We start from the raw sequence: 15082 nt of genomic DNA on the forward strand, positions 1-15082 counted from the left end.
CGTCTAACATCTGAAAGGAACACAATGAAAAAGGTATTGATGGCAATCACCGGAGCCACTGTCTGGGAGCTGAAGGACGGCTCGCAGCACCCCACAGGCTTCTGGGCGGAGGAGTTTGTCGTCCCGGACCGGATCTTCCGCGAAGCGGGCTTCGACATCACGATAGCCACCCCCGGCGGGGTCACCCCGGTCGCAGACGAACTGAGCCTGGCGCTGGCGATGAACGGCAATGACGGTGAAAAAGTCGCGGAGTACCGCGCCTACCTTGACGGCTCGAAAGAGAACCTGGCCGCCGCCGTCGCGCTCGAAGACGTCAACTCCAGCGACTACGACATCGTCTTCGTCCCCGGCGGCCACGGTCCGATGCAGGATCTCGCAGTGAATGCCGACATCGCCCGGATCTACGAGGAAACACTCGATGACAACACCAAGGTCGTCGCCTCGCTGTGCCATGGGCCCGCCAGCTTCAGCTCGGCAACCCGGAATGGGCAGTGGCTGTTCAAGGGGCGGCGCATGACAGCGTTCCTGGATGAGGAAGAAGTTCAGGCCGGCTTCGCTGACAAGGCGCCCTGGCTGCTTGAGTCACGCATGCGCGAGTACGGCGCCATCTTCGAGTCCGGCCCCGCCTGGGGCTCGTTCGTCGTCATCGACGGCAACCTCGTGACCGGCCAGAACCCGGCGTCGGCCGAGGAGGCGGCGAACGCCGTTATCGCCCTGGCTACGCGGGCCTGACCCACCAGCTCCCGGCGCCGGCGGCTCATAGGGGGCCGCCGATGCCGGAGAGTGCGGCCATCGGAGCCCGGAACATCTTTCAATCCTTTGACTTGCACGTTGCAAGTTGCACGTCCGAGAAGGTAGCCTCTTCCAGCTTGCACTTCGCAAGTTTGCTAGCGTCGGCAACCCCAAGGGCGCCATCACCGCCACCTAGGAGACACATCATGAAACGCTTCTCGTCCCGAGGCGCCTTCTGGACGGTCGCACTCATCCTGACCGTCACCTTGTGGTCCAGCGCTGCCGCCACGATCGTGTTCCCGGTGTACGCCGCCGAGTGGGGGCTGGCGACGTCCGTCACGACAGCGGTCTTTGCCGCCTACCCGGTGCTCCTCATCGCCACCCTGCTCATCTTCGGCAACGTCTCGGACGTCATTGGACGCCGGAACACACTGCTCGCGGGGCTGATCTTCCTGCTCGGCGGCGCAGTGTCCTTCGCACTTGCAGCCGACACGTTCTGGCTGTTCGCGGGGCGGGCGCTGCAGGGAGTCGGTGCGGGGCTCACCGCAGGAGCGGGAGCGGCTGCCCTCGTCGAGTTCAACCCGACAAAAAACCTCAAGGCACCCGGTTCGTGGAACACCATCACCCAGGGTGTCGGACTCTTCATCGCCACAATCCTCGGTGCGGTCCTCATCCGCTTCGCCCCGGACCCCCTTCACCTCAGCTACTGGCCGCTCACGCTGATGGTGCTCGTCAGCCTCGCCCTCGCGCTCTTCCTCCCGGCCCACACCCGGCCCGCCGGCACCGCGCGGAAGGCCTGGCGTCCGGCCGGCGTGCGCGTTCCCCGCCACCTGGCCGGAATCTATGCGGTTGCCGCCCTTTCCTCGGCGGTCGGATTCGGTGAAGGATCCCTGTTCCTCTCGCTCGGCGCGCTCATCGCCCGTGATGTCACCGGCGCCTCAGACATCCTGGTCATCGGAGCTGTGCTGTCAATCTCCTACGTCCTCGGCGTCGTCGGCGCGTACCTCGCCGGCAAAATCGACCCCACCACCTCGATTCTCCTTGGCAGCGCCTTGACCATCGTTATGGCGGTGCTCCTCGCCGCATCTGCCCAGTCCCAGTCCTTTACGCTGTTCATCGCCGCCTCGCTTGCCGGCGGCAGCGCCTATGGACTCGCCGGCGCGGGCGGCATCGGGCTTGCGGCAATGAACGCGCCGGCCCACCTCCGCGGCCAGATGCTCTCGGCAGTGCTTCTCGTCGCCTACCTGTTCCTCGGTGGCACGGCGCTTGGTGCAGGGCTCGCCTCGGCATCCGTCGGCCTTGATGGCGCGATACGGATCCTGGCCCCCATCCTCATCGGCCTGGCGGCTGCCTCCCTTGCCGCCACCACCGCCCTGCGGATCCACCTCGCCCGCGCTTCGCGCACACCGAAGGCGCACCCGGCTGCGCCGGCCGTGGCCTCCGGAGCCGAGGCGGGCTCCACCACCTGAGCCATCCTGTGGGTCGGCACCGGCGATGAGGATTCCATCACCGCGGCCGTCCGCACCTCCGCTGACACCCCGATCGTCAACACAGCGGGGATCGCCGGGGCCGGTTCGCTGGGCATCTCGACGCTGTGTACCCCCGCCTGTGCGCGGCTGGGCGCGGCTTCAGGGAGGACGATTGGCCGGACTGGCACCGGGAGGCACAGCGGCACGGGCCGGCCGCTTCGACTAAAATGCTTGCAAGTTGCAAGTGAGAGGGCGGAAAAGTGGGATCGATCGACTGGAGAACCGGCCCCTGCTCCATCGGACGCGCTGCAAGCATCCTTGGAGACCGGTGGTCCCTGTTGATCCTGCGCAACGCCATCCTGGGCTACACGCGGTTCGATCAGTTCAAAAAGCAGCTGGGCATCGCGGACAACATCCTGTCCAACCGGCTGACCCGGCTGGTCGAGGACGGCATGCTCGTGCGGGAGGACTACGAGGACGGCGCCAGGACGAGGCAGCATTACCGGCTGACGCAGGCGGGAGCGGACTTTCGCCTTGTCCTGGAGAGCCTGGCGCACTGGGGTCAGTCCAACACCCGCTCCGAAGCGGCAACCGGGCCGATGAGGGTCCTCCATGCAGACTGCGGCACGGTCCTGACGGACGGGCAGTACTGCGCAACCTGCCAGTTGGCGCTCGAGACGCCCGACGTCGCCTGGGTCATGCCATGGCTTTCCGAGCAGCCGGTGCGCCTTGCCGCTCCGCTGCTCAGCAGCCGGGCCCGCTGAGCCCGCCCGCCCCAGCGATGGCCTTTTTCCACGGCCGCAGGCAGCCACCGTCCCTGCCTCCGTCCCGCAGAACCTAACCGGCAGGCTCATCCGAGCCTTCCGGCCAGGCGGCTGGACCTGCGGCCGAACCGCTGTTAGTCGTCGAGGCGGAAACCGACCTTCATGGTGACCTGCCAGTCGGCGACATTTCCCTCGCTCAGGTGCCCACGTATCTCGGTGACCTCGAACCAGTCCAGATTGTGAAGCGTGGCCGATGCGCGGGTTATTGCATTTCGCACTGCGGCGTCGGTGCCGTCCGGCGAGGTTCCAACGATTTCGGTGATGCGATACGTGTGACCGGCCATTTGTCCTCCTGGAGAGAATTGCCGCCATCCAGCGGCGGCGCCATGCGGATGGCCGCAACCCTAATACGTCAAGCAGTCCGAGTCCATAGGCCCTGCGGCGGGCACCCACCGGGCGTTAACCGAAAAAAGGCCCTGCCTCAAAGCGAGGCGGGGCCTTTTCAGGCATCGGGAGATGCGTTGTGAGACGGTGATCCTTAGGCGGGGATCTGCAGAACGTCGCCGGTGAAGATCAGGTCGGCGTGGATGACCGTGTCGGCGTTTGCCGCGTACAGTGCTTCCCAGCCACCTGCAACGCCGAGCTTCGCGGCGATGGAGCTGAGCGTATCGCCCGACTGGATGACGTAGGTCTCGCCGCTGACTGCAGCAGCAACGACAGGTGCCTGGGCAACGGGTGCCTCGGCGACAGGTGCCTGGGTCACGGGTGCTTCAACCACGGGGGCCTCGACAACGGGTGCTTCGACGACGGGTACTTCGACGACGGGTACCTGGGCGACAGGAGCCTGCTGGACCGAAACGGGTGCCGGAGCCGGAACCGCTCCGCCGGTGCTCGCCGAGCTGTTCAGGCCGAGCTGCGAGGAGCAGGAGGGCCATGCGCCCCAGCCCTGACCCTCGAGAACGCGCTCGGCTACGGCAATCTGCTGCTCGCGGCTGGCATCGGCTGCGGAGCCGGATCCACCGTACGCGGCCCAGGTGGAGGGGGAGAACTGGAGTCCTCCGGAGTAGCCGTTACCGGTGTTGATTCCCCAGTCTCCGCCACTTTCGCACTGGGCGAGGGCGTCCCAGTCGCTGGCGGGAGCGGCGTTTGCCGCACCAGCCGAAGCACCGAGGCCAAGGCCTGCGAGGGCGACGACGGCAAGGCCACGGCGCGCGTTAAGAGTCGTTTTTGAGTTCTTCATGAGGGTACGATGCTCCAAAAGGCCACCTGCACTCGTTCCGTCCCCGGACGTCTTTGTACCGCTGCTCACCTTGACTGAATAGAGGTCATGGTTCGGTATCCGCCTGACGAGCAGCATGCGGTGGAGGCGGTACCGGGCATATGCAGCCGCGCGGTTTGGAACCGGCAGCCTTTATCGATCCCCAGAGCGGGGAACACCCCTACGCTAGGCGAGAATTCGATCGTTGCCAAATCGAGATGAAACGGTGATTGACTTTTAGAAAAAACCGGAAAAAAACTGGAAGTCTGCCGCCCGGTCTGGAACACTTCGCCCGCGGTGGGCCCTTGACGGACCTCCGGCGGGGCCTCGAACCGGCCGAGAATGGCCGCTCGCGGGCGGCTCCGCCAGCCGGAATCGAGGTGGTTCCGCGCCTGCCTCGCGTCAGTGAAGCGCGTGCCCCGGTGTGGTTCCTGTAGAACGGGAGCATGGAAACTCCCACTGCCGCGCTTACCTGCCAGGTGCCCCTCCGCTGGGGCGACATGGACGCCTACGGCCACATCAATAACGTTTCGGTGGTCCGGCTCCTCGAGGAGGCCCGCGTCGGGGTGTTCGGCCAGCCGGCAGGAACCGGAGCTGCCGGGCAGACCGCGCAGGTTGAGTTTTTCTCGGCGCTCGACGCCGACGTCCAGGCGCTCGTCGTCGAACACAGGGTCCGGTACACAGCCGCCCTTGAGTACCGCAACATTCCAGCGGTCGTCGACGTCTGGGTGAGCGAGGTGAAGCCCGCGAGCATCACGCTGTCCTACCTCGTCCGCGATCCCCTGAACGGGGAGGTCTGCGTGAAAGCGGCTACCGTTCTTGCCTTCGCCCGGGCCGCCACCGGCCAACTCGTGCGGCTCAGTGCTGACCAAAGGGATCTACTGCGCACCCGCCTTGGGGCTCCTCTGTTCGGCTGATGCTCCCCAAGCAGGGTGCGGACACGCCGGAGGGCAGCAGCCGGGGTGCCGCCCCGTATGCTGCCCTCCAGTGTGTTCTCGTCCTACTGCTGGGCAGAGCCCGCCATGCTGGCCTGCTGCGTACCGAGGTAGCCGTTGGGATCGAGGACGTACTTCGTCGCGGCTCCCGCGTCGAACTCCTCGTAACCCCGCGGGGCGTCAGTAAGCGGGATCGCCTTCGCGTTCACGGCCTTGGCGATGTTCACCTTGTCGTGGAGGATCGCCATCATGAGGCCCCTGTTGTACTTCATGACCGGACACTGCCCGGTGGTGAAGGACAGCGACTTGGCCCAGCCGGTGCCAAGGCTGAGCGACAGCGAGCCAACCTTGGCGGCCTCATCGATGCCGCCCGGGTCGCCCGTGACGTAGAGCCCCGGGATGCCCAGCGCTCCGCCCGCGGCCGTGATGTCCATCAGCGAGTTGAGCACCGTCGCCGGCGCCTCCGTGCTTGACCCCGAACCATGGCCCCGGGCTTCGAAGCCCACGGCATCAACGCCGCAGTCGACCTCGGGCACGCCGAGGAGCTGCTCGATCTGGTCCTTCGGATCGCCCTTCGAGACATCGACTGTCTCACAGCCGAAGCTGCGCGCCCGCTCGAGACGGTCGGCGTTCAGGTCGCCAACAATCACGACGGCGGCGCCGAGGAGCTGGGCCGACACCGCAGCGGCAAGCCCGACCGGACCCGCCCCTGCCACGTAGACCGTCGATCCAACGCCGACACCCGCCGACACGGCGCCATGGAATCCCGTGGGGAAGATGTCCGAGAGCATCGTCAGGTCGAGGATTTTCTCAAGCGCCTGATCCCGGTCCGGGAACTTCAGCACATTCCAGTCCGCATAGGGCACCAGGACGTACTCCGCCTGGCCTCCCACCCAGCCGCCCATGTCCACGTAACCGTAGGCGCTTCCGGGGCGATCGGGGTTGACGTTGAGGCAGATGCCGGTCTTCCGCTCCTTGCAGTTGCGGCAGCGGCCACAGGCGATGTTGAAGGGGACCGAAACGATGTCGCCCTCCTTGATGAATTCGACGTCGCGGCCCACCTCGACCACTTCGCCGGTGATCTCGTGACCCAGCACCAAATTGGCCGGCGCGGTCGTGCGGCCCCGGACCATATGCTGGTCCGAACCGCAGATATTGGTGGCTACGGTCTTGAGGATGACTCCGTGTTGCACCTGCCGCCCGACGTTTGCCGGATTAACCCCCGGGCCGTCCTTGAGCTCGAAGGTGGGGTAGTCGATGTCGATGACCTCGACCTCACCGGGAGCCTTATAGGCAACAGCTTTGTTTCCAGGCATGGGTTTCCCTTTCAGTAACAGTCGGTCCGGTCCTCGTTGACCGGATCCTCCTCGCTGAGCTCCTCCATGCGCCCTTCCACTGCTCGGCCGTGAGGCGGAGCTCCGTCCGACCGTAGCGGATTGAAGGTTGCAAGGGCGTTGCAGGAAAGGGCAGGGTGGGAGCCATGACTGAGACTGTTTTGATCACCGGCGCCAGTGCCGGCCTCGGGGCCGAATTCGCGAAGCAGCTTGCAGCCCGCGGATCGAACCTCATCCTCGTTGCACGGGACGCGGCGCGCCTCGATGAGAGCGCAAAGGCGCTTCGGGGCACCCACGGTGTTGAAGTGGAGACGCTTGCGGCGGACCTCTTGGACGACGGCGGCCGGGATCGGGTGATCGCCCGTCTTTCGGCGTCCGAGGTTCCGGTGACGGCGTTGGTGAACAACGCGGGCTACGGACTGCAGAAGCCGTTCGCCGACAACGCGCTCAACGACGAACTGCGCCACCTGAAAATCCACGTCGAGGTGCCCATCGCGCTGATGCACGCTGCTCTCCAGGGGATGCGGCGCCGGGGGAGCGGTCGCGTCATCAATGTTGCGAGCGTTGCCGGTTTCACCCCGCGGGATACCTACGGTGCGGCGAAAGCGGCCATGATCAGCTTCAGCCGGTGGGCCAATATCGCCTACCGGAAGGAGGGAATAGCCGTCACCGCGGTGTGCCCCGGGTTCGTCCACACCGAATTCCACGACCGCATGGGCGTTGACAAGGCCTCGGTTCCGCAGTGGATGTGGCTCGAACCAGGCCAGGTGGTCTCGGAGGCACTGCGTGACGCGGCCGCGGGCAAGGCCGTATCAATCCCAAGCAAGCGGTACAAGGTGCTTTCCGCTGTGGCGCGCACCGCCCCTGACTCCCTCGTTGCCGCGCTCGCCAACCGGGGCCGCTGAGCTGTGTAGTTGGAGTTAGGGATAGTTCGAGTCAGGGGTAGTCCGAGGAGCGGCGCCCATGGGGCCGGTGATTCGGGAGCCGGTTCAGCCCCGGGTGCCGGTTCACCCCCGGTCGTCCCCGGAGTCCTGGCCGGGTTCGCCCGCGGAATCCGCCGCGTCCTCAGGCCCGTCTTCTCCCGTGAAGCTCGGCGGAACCATTCCGCCGCCGGAAGTGCCCTGCTGCTCCCGGATGTTCGCCGCGTCGGCCCCGGACTGCCCTGCGCCGGGCTCAAGGGCCGAACCGCGCCGGTCCGGCGTCGGCTGTCCGCTTCCCGCGCCGCTGAGGTTGTCTTCTCCGTCCCCGTTCGCGGGGTCCTTCACCGGCGCGTCGGCCTTCTCCGGGCGGACGGCTTCGGTTCCGTCGCCTGCTGCTCCAATGCCACTGCTCACAATAAGTCTTCCCTTCGTCGGGCCCGCGGTCGGTGGCCAGGCGGCGCTACGGGCCGAGGAACGCCGCGAGCTCCTGTTCAAGTATTGACGCCGGCTCCTTCAACCGGCACTCCCACACCACCATCACTTCCCATCCCATCTCCTGCAGGAGGGCGACCTGCGCGCTGTCCCGTTCAACAGTGCGGGCCCGCTTCTGAGCCCAGAACTCGGCATTCGTTGACGGTGCCCGCTGCCCGGCGCGGCACGAATGGGAGTGCCAGAAGCACCCGTTGACGAAAATCACCTTGCGGCGGCCCGCAAAAACGAGGTCCGGCTTTCCCGGCAGGAATGTCCCGGCGAACGAGCCGTGGAGCCTGTACCGGTAGCCCGCCCGGTGGAGCGCACGACGCACGGCAAGCTCCGGCCGAGTGTTCCTGCCCCGGATCCGGGACATGTTGAGGCTGCGCTGTTCGCGGCTGACGGTGTCGGCCATGCATCGATCCTAGGCTCCGCGGACTGGGTGATCCACAATCCAGTAAGTATGCTTATGATTAAGCACCGCATTTGAGGAAAATGCCCCTTACAAGGAGGTAAGACGATGGCTGGTTATTTCAAACTGGTTGACGCCCATGATGACGGCTACCGAGTGAAGCTCACCGCCCCGGATGGTTCACTGGTTGCCGTTTCCGCTTTCTATGCGACGAAACAGGACGCAATCGCGGGAATTGAATTGATGCGCGAGATCGCCGGAACCGGACCGGTTGTCGACCAGAGCAGGGGCGACATCGAGGCTCCTGATGCGTTCCTGCGCGGTGTCTCCGCCTCCGCCGCCCGGGGAACCGCGGCGGGGAACGGCGCCTCGATCTAGCCCGCCGGGGAAGGCGGCCCCGCCTTCGGGGCCGTCGCACCCAAGGCCTACGCCCCCCCTCCGACCGGCCCGTCCCGCCACGATACCCGCCTCGTGTGTACCAATGTATACAGTGAGCGAAACCGGGTACTAGACTAGGGGCAAAACTTGTTTTCAAGCTAAGGAGCGAAGGTTATGACTGCCGCGGATTCATTTGGCTCAAAGGGCGTACTCGATGTCGCCGGTAAGTCGTACGAGATTTTTCGGCTGGATGCTGTTGAGGGTGCGGAGAAGCTCCCCTTCAGCCTCAAGGTGCTGCTGGAAAACCTCCTGCGAACAGAGGACGGCGCGAACATCACCGCCGATCACGTCCGCGCTCTCGCCGGATGGAACCCGGACGCACAGCCGGACACGGAGATCCAGTTCACGCCGGCCCGCGTCATCATGCAGGACTTCACCGGCGTTCCCTGCGTTGTCGACCTGGCCACGATGCGTGAAGCGGTTGCGGACCTCGGCGGCGACCCCAAGCGGGTGAACCCCCTGGCGCCGGCGGAGATGGTCATTGACCACTCCGTGCAGATCGACGTCTTCGGCAACGCCGGAGCGTTGGAGCGCAACATGGAAATCGAGTACGAGCGCAACGGTGAGCGCTACCAGTTCCTGCGCTGGGGCCAGACCGCGTTCGATGACTTCAAGGTTGTTCCCCCGGGCATGGGCATCGTGCACCAGGTGAACCTCGAATACCTGGCCCGCACAGTGATGACCCGCGAGGTCGAAAGCAATGGAACAACCGTGCTGCGGGCATACCCCGACACCTGCGTGGGCACCGATTCACACACCACGATGGTCAACGGCCTTGGCGTGCTCGGCTGGGGTGTCGGCGGGATCGAGGCCGAGGCCGCAATGCTCGGCCAGCCGGTGTCGATGCTGATCCCCCGGGTCGTCGGATTCAAGCTGTCCGGCTCGATCCCGGCCGGGGCAACGGCCACCGACGTCGTGCTCACGATCACCGAGATGCTCCGCCAGCACGGCGTGGTGGGCAAGTTCGTCGAGTTCTACGGTGAAGGCGTTGCCGAGGTGCCGCTGGCCAACCGCGCAACGATCGGCAACATGAGCCCGGAGTTCGGCTCAACCGCGGCAATGTTCCCCATCGACGAGGTGACCCTCGACTACCTGCGCCTGACCGGGCGTCCCGCCGAGAACGTGGCGCTGGTTGAGGCCTACGCCAAGGAACAAGGGCTGTGGCACGACCCGTCGAAGGACATCCAGTTCTCCGAGTACCTCGAACTCGACCTCTCGACCGTCGTTCCCTCGATCGCCGGTCCGAAGCGTCCGCAGGACCGTGTCGCGTTGACGGAGTCGAAGAGCCAGTTCCGTGAGGACCTGAGCCACTACTCGGACGACCCGCACCTTGCCGAATCGCCGGCGGGAACCGTCGACGAAGCCTCGGAATTCAGCTTCCCGGCCTCCGATTCGCCGAGCTTCACCGCAGGGGGCACCCACGTAGACGAGAACGCCAAGCCGCGGGAAACCGTGCACGCCGGGGCGGACCAGGCGACACGGCCTTCCAAGAAGGTCAACGTCGCAATGAAGGACGGGCGCGAGTTCGAGCTCGACCACGGTGCGGTAAGCATCGCCTCGATCACCTCCTGCACCAACACCTCAAACCCTTCCGTCATGCTCGCCGCCGCCGTGCTGGCACGCAACGCCGTCGAGAAGGGCCTCACTTCGAAGCCGTGGGTGAAGACTTCGGTCGCACCGGGCTCGAAGGTCGTCACCGACTACTACGAGAAGTCGGGCCTCATCCCCTACCTTGAGAAGCTGGGCTTCTTCATCGTCGGATACGGCTGCGCCACCTGCATCGGCAACTCCGGTCCGCTCGAGGATGAGATCGCCAAGGCCATCCAGGACAACGACCTCGCCGTGACGGCCGTCCTCTCGGGCAACCGGAACTTCGAAGGCCGCATCAACCCTGACGTCAAGATGAACTACCTGGCCTCCCCGCCGCTGGTAGTCGCCTACGCCCTGGCCGGCACAATGGACTTCGACTTCGACAACCAGCCCCTGGGCCAGGACAGCGACGGCAACGACGTGTTCCTCAAGGACATCTGGCCCAACCCCGTCGAGGTGCAGTCCGTCATCGACTCCTCGATCAACGAGGAGATGTTCACCTCGAGCTACGGCACGATCTTCGAGGGTGACGAGCGCTGGAAGTCACTTCCGACGCCCGCCGGCGCAACGTTCGCGTGGGATCCCGAGTCCACGTACGTGCGGAAGCCGCCATACTTCGAGGGAATGACCCTCGAGGCCGAGCCCGTGAAGAACATCGAGGGCGCCCGCGTTTTGCTCAAGCTCGGCGACTCGGTCACCACCGACCACATCAGCCCCGCCGGCTCCTTCAAGTCAGACACGCCCGCGGGCCGTTACCTCCTTGAGCACGGGGTCCAGCGCAAGGACTTCAACTCCTACGGCTCGCGCCGTGGCAACCACGAGGTGATGATCCGCGGCACGTTCGCGAACATCCGCATCAAGAACCAGCTGCTCGACGGCGTCGAAGGCGGCTTCACGCGTGACTTCAGCCAGCCCGACGCGCCGCAGGCGGCAGTGTACGACGCGGCGGAGAACTACCGGAAGGCGGGCATTCCCCTTGTCGTGCTGGCCGGTAAGGAATACGGCTCCGGGTCCTCCCGTGACTGGGCTGCGAAGGGAACCGCGCTGCTGGGGGTGCGTGCTGTGATCGCCGAAAGCTACGAGCGCATCCACCGCTCCAACCTGATCGGCATGGGGGTGCTGCCCCTGCAGTACCCGGAAGGGGCAACCGCCCAGAGCCTCGGCCTGACCGGCACTGAAACGTTCGCGGTCGAGGGCGTCACCGAGCTGAACGAGGGCAGGACACCGCGCACGGTCAAGGTGACGGCAACTCCGGCCGACGGAGGACAGCCGATCACCATCGACGCCGTCCTGCGCATCGACACTCCGGGTGAAGCGGACTACTACCGCAACGGCGGCATCCTGCAGTACGTGCTTCGTCAACTGGTGGGCTGACCCAGCACCGTGGCCGAGTCAATGGACGCGTCCACGCGGGTGGACGGTGAAGCCATCTTTCGGGTGCTTCGGGGGGAGATCCTTGCAGGGGTCCACCCCCCGGGCACCGCTTTGCGCGAAGTGGTGATTTCCGAACGCTTCGGTGTTTCCCGTACTCCGGTCCGGGAGGCGCTCAGCCGGTTGCAGCATGAGCGCCTCCTGGAGCGTGCGGCCCGCGGGCTCCAGGTTCCGCAGATCGACCCGCAGGAAGTCATCCAGATCTACGACCTGCGGGTCATGCTCGAGGAGGAAGCCGCCGGGCAGGCGGCGCTCAGCCGCGGAGCGGCGGAGCTGATGCGCCTTGAAGCGCTTCTGGAGCGTGACCGTGCGGCGAACGATCCCGATGACCGCACGAAGATCACGTACAACCAGGAGTTCCATCTGGCGGTGTGGGCGGCAACCCACAATCCGGTGCTGACCGACCTGCTGGCACGGTTGTCCACCCACCTGATCCATACGCCGCGTTCAACGCTTTCGGTCGACAACCGCTGGCAGGAGTCCCTCGACGAGCACGCCGCCCTGGTGTCGGCGGTGGCGGACCGCAGGGTCGACGACGCCCGACGGATTGCCCGCACCCACATGGAAACTGCGCGGACGCTGCGCCTGCGCCTGCTGCGCACCACGGCAGCCGGGTAGCGCCGTGGACCCCCAATCCAGGCTGCTGCTCGACGTGGATACCGGAATCGACGACGCGATCGCCCTGCTCTACCTCCTGGCCGCGCCCGGGGTGCGGATCGAAGCGATCACCTGCACCGCGGGCAACGTCCCAGCCGCCCAGGTTGCCGCGAACAACCTTGCCCTGCTCGAGCTTGCCGGCGTCGAAGGGGTGGAGGTCGCGATCGGCAGCGAAGTGCCCCTGCAGGTACCGCTGGTGACCACCGAGGAGACCCACGGCGACTACGGCGTGGGCTACGCCGTCGTGCCGCCGGCCGCCGCCAGCGTCTCGGACAGGCACGCCGTCGAGGTGTGGGTCGAGGCGGCACGGGCCAACCCGGGCCAGATCACCGGCCTGATCACCGGGCCGCTCACCAATTTCGCCCTGACGCTGCGCGCCGAACCGGAACTTCCCTCGCTGCTGCGCGGGCTCGTCATCATGGGCGGGGCATTCAACTACCCCGGAAACACGACGCCGGTGGCGGAGTGGAATGTTTCGGTCGATCCGCACGCGGCGCGCGAAGTCTTCGCCGCCTACCGCGGGCTGCCGGCCGAGAAGCTGCCGATCGTCTGCGCGCTCGAATCAACCGAACGCATCGAATGCCTCCCCGAACATATCGACCGTCTCTCTCGCGCGGCGGGCGCCGGACCGGAGGTGCTCAGCGCCGAAGACGCCGAAGGGCTGCGCAGCTCCAATTCAAACCGGATGATCGCCTGGGTCTCGGATGCGCTGCGGTTCTACATGGAATTCCACCGCCGCTACGACCAGGGCTATCTCGCCCACCTCCATGACCTGTTCGCGGCGATGGTTGCCACCGGTGAAGCCTCCTTCAGCGCGCGCACCGCAACGGTCGACGTCGAAACCTCCTCCACCCTCACCCGGGGGCAGACGGTTGGGGATTTCGCCGGGTTCTGGAAGCAACCGCCGAATGCGCGCGTGGTCCGAACCAACAATCCCGAGGAATGCTTCGATCTGCTCGTCCGCCGCGTCGGGGCCCTCGCCAGGTCGCGGGGCTGAACGGGAGCCGATGCGCGGGTACACTTACTAACTGCCCGCACTGCCGCGGGCCCGCGCCGAGGTGACATGAGGTGCACTCCCAAGCCTTTCCCGCGCTAATGAGGACTGCCATGAGTTCACCCCTGATCCTTCCCGCTTCGCGCGGCTCCTCCGCGCACCGCCGCCTCCTGACCGCCGCCGGAGCGGTGCTGATCGCCGCGACCTACCTCTACCTTGTGCTGGCCCAGCCCTCCGAGGTCGCCGGTGGCACCGGCAGCGCCGCCGCCCTGATCTGCCTCCTAGGCTTCCTCGGCGGAGGAGCGCTCCTCGTTGCCGGAATCGTGCCGACGCTGAGCACCAACACCCTCGTGATCATGCCCCTTGGCATCGCGCTCAATATCGCGATCGGCCAGACCGCCGGAAGCCTTGGGCTGCAGATCTACCTCGACGCGATTGGAACGGTGCTCGTCGCCGTCCTGGCCGGACCCGCCGCGGGCGCCGCAACGGGCGCGCTCAGCAACGCCATCTGGGGGCTGTTCAATCCCCTTGCGCTTCCCTTCGCCGCAGGGGCGGCCCTGATCGGCCTGCTCGCCGGCCTCGCCGCGCAGTACGGGATGTTCCGGCGCGTCTACCTCGCGCCCCTGGCCGGTCTCGTCGTCGGGGCGATCGGCGGGCTTGTCGCAGCTCCCGTGGCCGCCTTCCTGTTTGGTGCCGCCGGAAGCGTGGGGACCAACGCCATCGTTGCTGCGTTCAGGGCGGTTGGCGATTCACTGCTCGTGGCGGCGACCAAGCAGGGGCTCACCTCCGACACAATCGACAAGCTGATCGTGTTCACGCTTGTCGCGCTCATCGTCTACTCCCTGCCGCGGCGGACCCGCAGCCAGTTCCCGTTCCTGCGCCGCCACGCCGTGCTCGCAGGCACGGCGCACGCCGGCCGGTAACGCCTTGCCCCGGCGCCGGGTCTTCCATCCGTTCACCGAACTGCTGGCGGCGGCGCTGCTCGTCGTCCTGGTCCTCGTCATCAACCGCTGGCAGTTCTCCCTGGCGGTGCTCGTGGCCGTCATCCTCCCTGCGGTGCTCCTCTCCGGGGCGCCCCGGAAGCTCGGAACGGCGCTGGCCGTCGTGGCGGGGCCGCTCCTTGCCTCGTCACTGGTGCTCCATGGGTTGTTCTTCCCCGAGGGGTCGACCGTGCTGGCGCAGTGGGGTCCTGCCCGGGTGACCGCCGAGGGGCTTTCCTTCGCCGGTTCGATGGGCCTGCGCCTGGCGGTGCTTGCCGGTGCCCTGCTCACTGCGGCAAGCACCGTGAGCATCCCCGAACTGATCTCCGCGATGACCTCCAAGGGCTGGAACCGGAAGCTCGTCTTCCTCCTCGGCTCGGCGCTCGGCCTGCTGCCGCAGGTGGCCGAACGGGCCCGTGCGATCACCCAGGCACAGCAGGCCCGCGGCCTTGTGGTGCGCGGAGGCCTCATCTCGCGGCTTCGAGGGTTGCTCATGGTCACCGTTCCCCTGGTGCTGGGCCTGCTTGTCGAGGCGGCCGAACGCGCGCGCATGCTCGAGGCCCGGGGGTTCTCCGCCACCGGAGCCCGCACCAGCTACCGCCCCGACACCGACACCCGCGCGCAGGCCGCAGCACGCTGGGGGATGACCGGTGCCGTCCTTGTCTTCTCGGTGCTGTGGCTTGCCGGGGGAGCCTGA

General features: G+C 66.5%; 16 protein-coding genes. 11 read left to right on the forward strand and 5 right to left on the reverse strand.

Translation table 11 applies throughout. The annotated features are described in order from the left end of the window. Positions 1 to 24: 24 nt before the first annotated feature. The 3 genes from AC4D2R_RS03615 (at position 25) to AC4D2R_RS03625 (ending at position 2965) form a co-directional block, all read left to right on the forward strand. Entirely contained in the window at positions 25 to 732 is a 708-nt protein-coding gene (locus AC4D2R_RS03615; protein WP_490937593.1) for a type 1 glutamine amidotransferase domain-containing protein, read from the forward strand. A gap of 206 nt (positions 733 to 938) precedes the next feature. Then, positions 939 to 2201, forward strand: a complete 1263-nt coding sequence (locus tag AC4D2R_RS03620; protein ID WP_490937595.1) for an MFS transporter — start codon at positions 939 to 941, stop codon at positions 2199 to 2201. A 260-nt stretch (positions 2202 to 2461) separates the two neighbouring features. Beyond that, positions 2462 to 2965 (forward strand): winged helix-turn-helix transcriptional regulator, encoded by a 504-nt coding sequence (locus AC4D2R_RS03625; protein WP_490937597.1) that lies wholly within the window; start codon positions 2462 to 2464, stop codon positions 2963 to 2965. Positions 2966 to 3099: 134 nt separating this feature from the next. Here AC4D2R_RS03625 and AC4D2R_RS03630 read toward each other — a convergent pair whose 3' ends face one another. Together AC4D2R_RS03630 and AC4D2R_RS03635 are read right to left on the reverse strand one after the other, a co-directional pair. Continuing rightward, complete coding sequence (locus AC4D2R_RS03630; RefSeq protein WP_490901702.1) at positions 3100 to 3309, reverse strand: dodecin; 210 nt, start codon at positions 3307 to 3309, stop codon at positions 3100 to 3102. Between the two features lie 194 nt (positions 3310 to 3503). Next, a complete protein-coding gene (locus AC4D2R_RS03635; RefSeq protein ID WP_490937599.1) occupies positions 3504 to 4205 on the reverse strand; it encodes a transglycosylase family protein in 702 nt (233 codons plus the stop codon). A 464-nt stretch (positions 4206 to 4669) separates the two neighbouring features. On the opposite strand from AC4D2R_RS03635, the gene AC4D2R_RS03640 reads away from it, so the two are divergent. After that, positions 4670 to 5140, forward strand: a complete 471-nt coding sequence (locus tag AC4D2R_RS03640) for an acyl-CoA thioesterase (RefSeq protein WP_490937601.1) — start codon at positions 4670 to 4672, stop codon at positions 5138 to 5140. Positions 5141 to 5223: 83 nt separating this feature from the next. On the opposite strand, the gene fdhA is transcribed toward AC4D2R_RS03640, so the two are convergent. Further along, positions 5224 to 6474, reverse strand: coding sequence for a formaldehyde dehydrogenase, glutathione-independent (gene fdhA, locus AC4D2R_RS03645; protein ID WP_490901705.1), 1251 nt, complete (start codon positions 6472 to 6474; stop codon positions 5224 to 5226). 164 nt (positions 6475 to 6638) lie between these two features. On the opposite strand from fdhA, the gene AC4D2R_RS03650 reads away from it, so the two are divergent. Continuing rightward, the gene (locus AC4D2R_RS03650) at positions 6639 to 7397 is read left to right on the forward strand and encodes an SDR family NAD(P)-dependent oxidoreductase (protein ID WP_490937603.1); all 759 of its coding nucleotides are present in this window, start codon (positions 6639 to 6641) and stop codon (positions 7395 to 7397) included. 102 nt (positions 7398 to 7499) lie between these two features. Here AC4D2R_RS03650 and AC4D2R_RS03655 read toward each other — a convergent pair whose 3' ends face one another. Both AC4D2R_RS03655 and AC4D2R_RS03660 read right to left on the reverse strand, forming a co-directional pair. Next, positions 7500 to 7826 carry a hypothetical protein gene (locus AC4D2R_RS03655; RefSeq protein ID WP_490937605.1) on the reverse strand — a complete coding sequence of 109 codons (327 nt, stop codon included), beginning with the start codon at positions 7824 to 7826 and terminating at the stop codon, positions 7500 to 7502. 46 nt (positions 7827 to 7872) lie between these two features. Then, positions 7873 to 8298 carry a very short patch repair endonuclease gene (locus AC4D2R_RS03660; RefSeq protein ID WP_490937607.1) on the reverse strand — a complete coding sequence of 142 codons (426 nt, stop codon included), beginning with the start codon at positions 8296 to 8298 and terminating at the stop codon, positions 7873 to 7875. A gap of 105 nt (positions 8299 to 8403) precedes the next feature. Between AC4D2R_RS03660 and AC4D2R_RS03665 the strand changes: the two genes are divergently transcribed. From AC4D2R_RS03665 to AC4D2R_RS03690, 6 genes are all read left to right on the forward strand, one after another. Further along, entirely contained in the window at positions 8404 to 8673 is a 270-nt protein-coding gene (locus AC4D2R_RS03665; RefSeq protein WP_490937609.1) for a YegP family protein, read from the forward strand. A 174-nt stretch (positions 8674 to 8847) separates the two neighbouring features. Beyond that, the gene (locus AC4D2R_RS03670) at positions 8848 to 11697 is read left to right on the forward strand and encodes an aconitate hydratase (protein WP_490937611.1); all 2850 of its coding nucleotides are present in this window, start codon (positions 8848 to 8850) and stop codon (positions 11695 to 11697) included. A gap of 21 nt (positions 11698 to 11718) precedes the next feature. Further along, on the forward strand, positions 11719 to 12372 hold the full coding sequence (locus tag AC4D2R_RS03675) for a GntR family transcriptional regulator (RefSeq protein ID WP_490937613.1): 654 nt from the start codon (positions 11719 to 11721) through the stop codon (positions 12370 to 12372). A gap of 4 nt (positions 12373 to 12376) precedes the next feature. Then, on the forward strand, positions 12377 to 13408 hold the full coding sequence (locus AC4D2R_RS03680) for a nucleoside hydrolase (protein ID WP_490937615.1): 1032 nt from the start codon (positions 12377 to 12379) through the stop codon (positions 13406 to 13408). 110 nt (positions 13409 to 13518) lie between these two features. Then, positions 13519 to 14328 carry an ECF transporter S component gene (locus AC4D2R_RS03685; RefSeq protein WP_490937617.1) on the forward strand — a complete coding sequence of 270 codons (810 nt, stop codon included), beginning with the start codon at positions 13519 to 13521 and terminating at the stop codon, positions 14326 to 14328. Between the two features lie 4 nt (positions 14329 to 14332). After that, positions 14333 to 15082 (forward strand): energy-coupling factor transporter transmembrane component T, encoded by a 750-nt coding sequence (locus AC4D2R_RS03690; protein WP_490937619.1) that lies wholly within the window; start codon positions 14333 to 14335, stop codon positions 15080 to 15082.

The organism is Arthrobacter sp. TJ-217 (assembly GCF_058269255.1).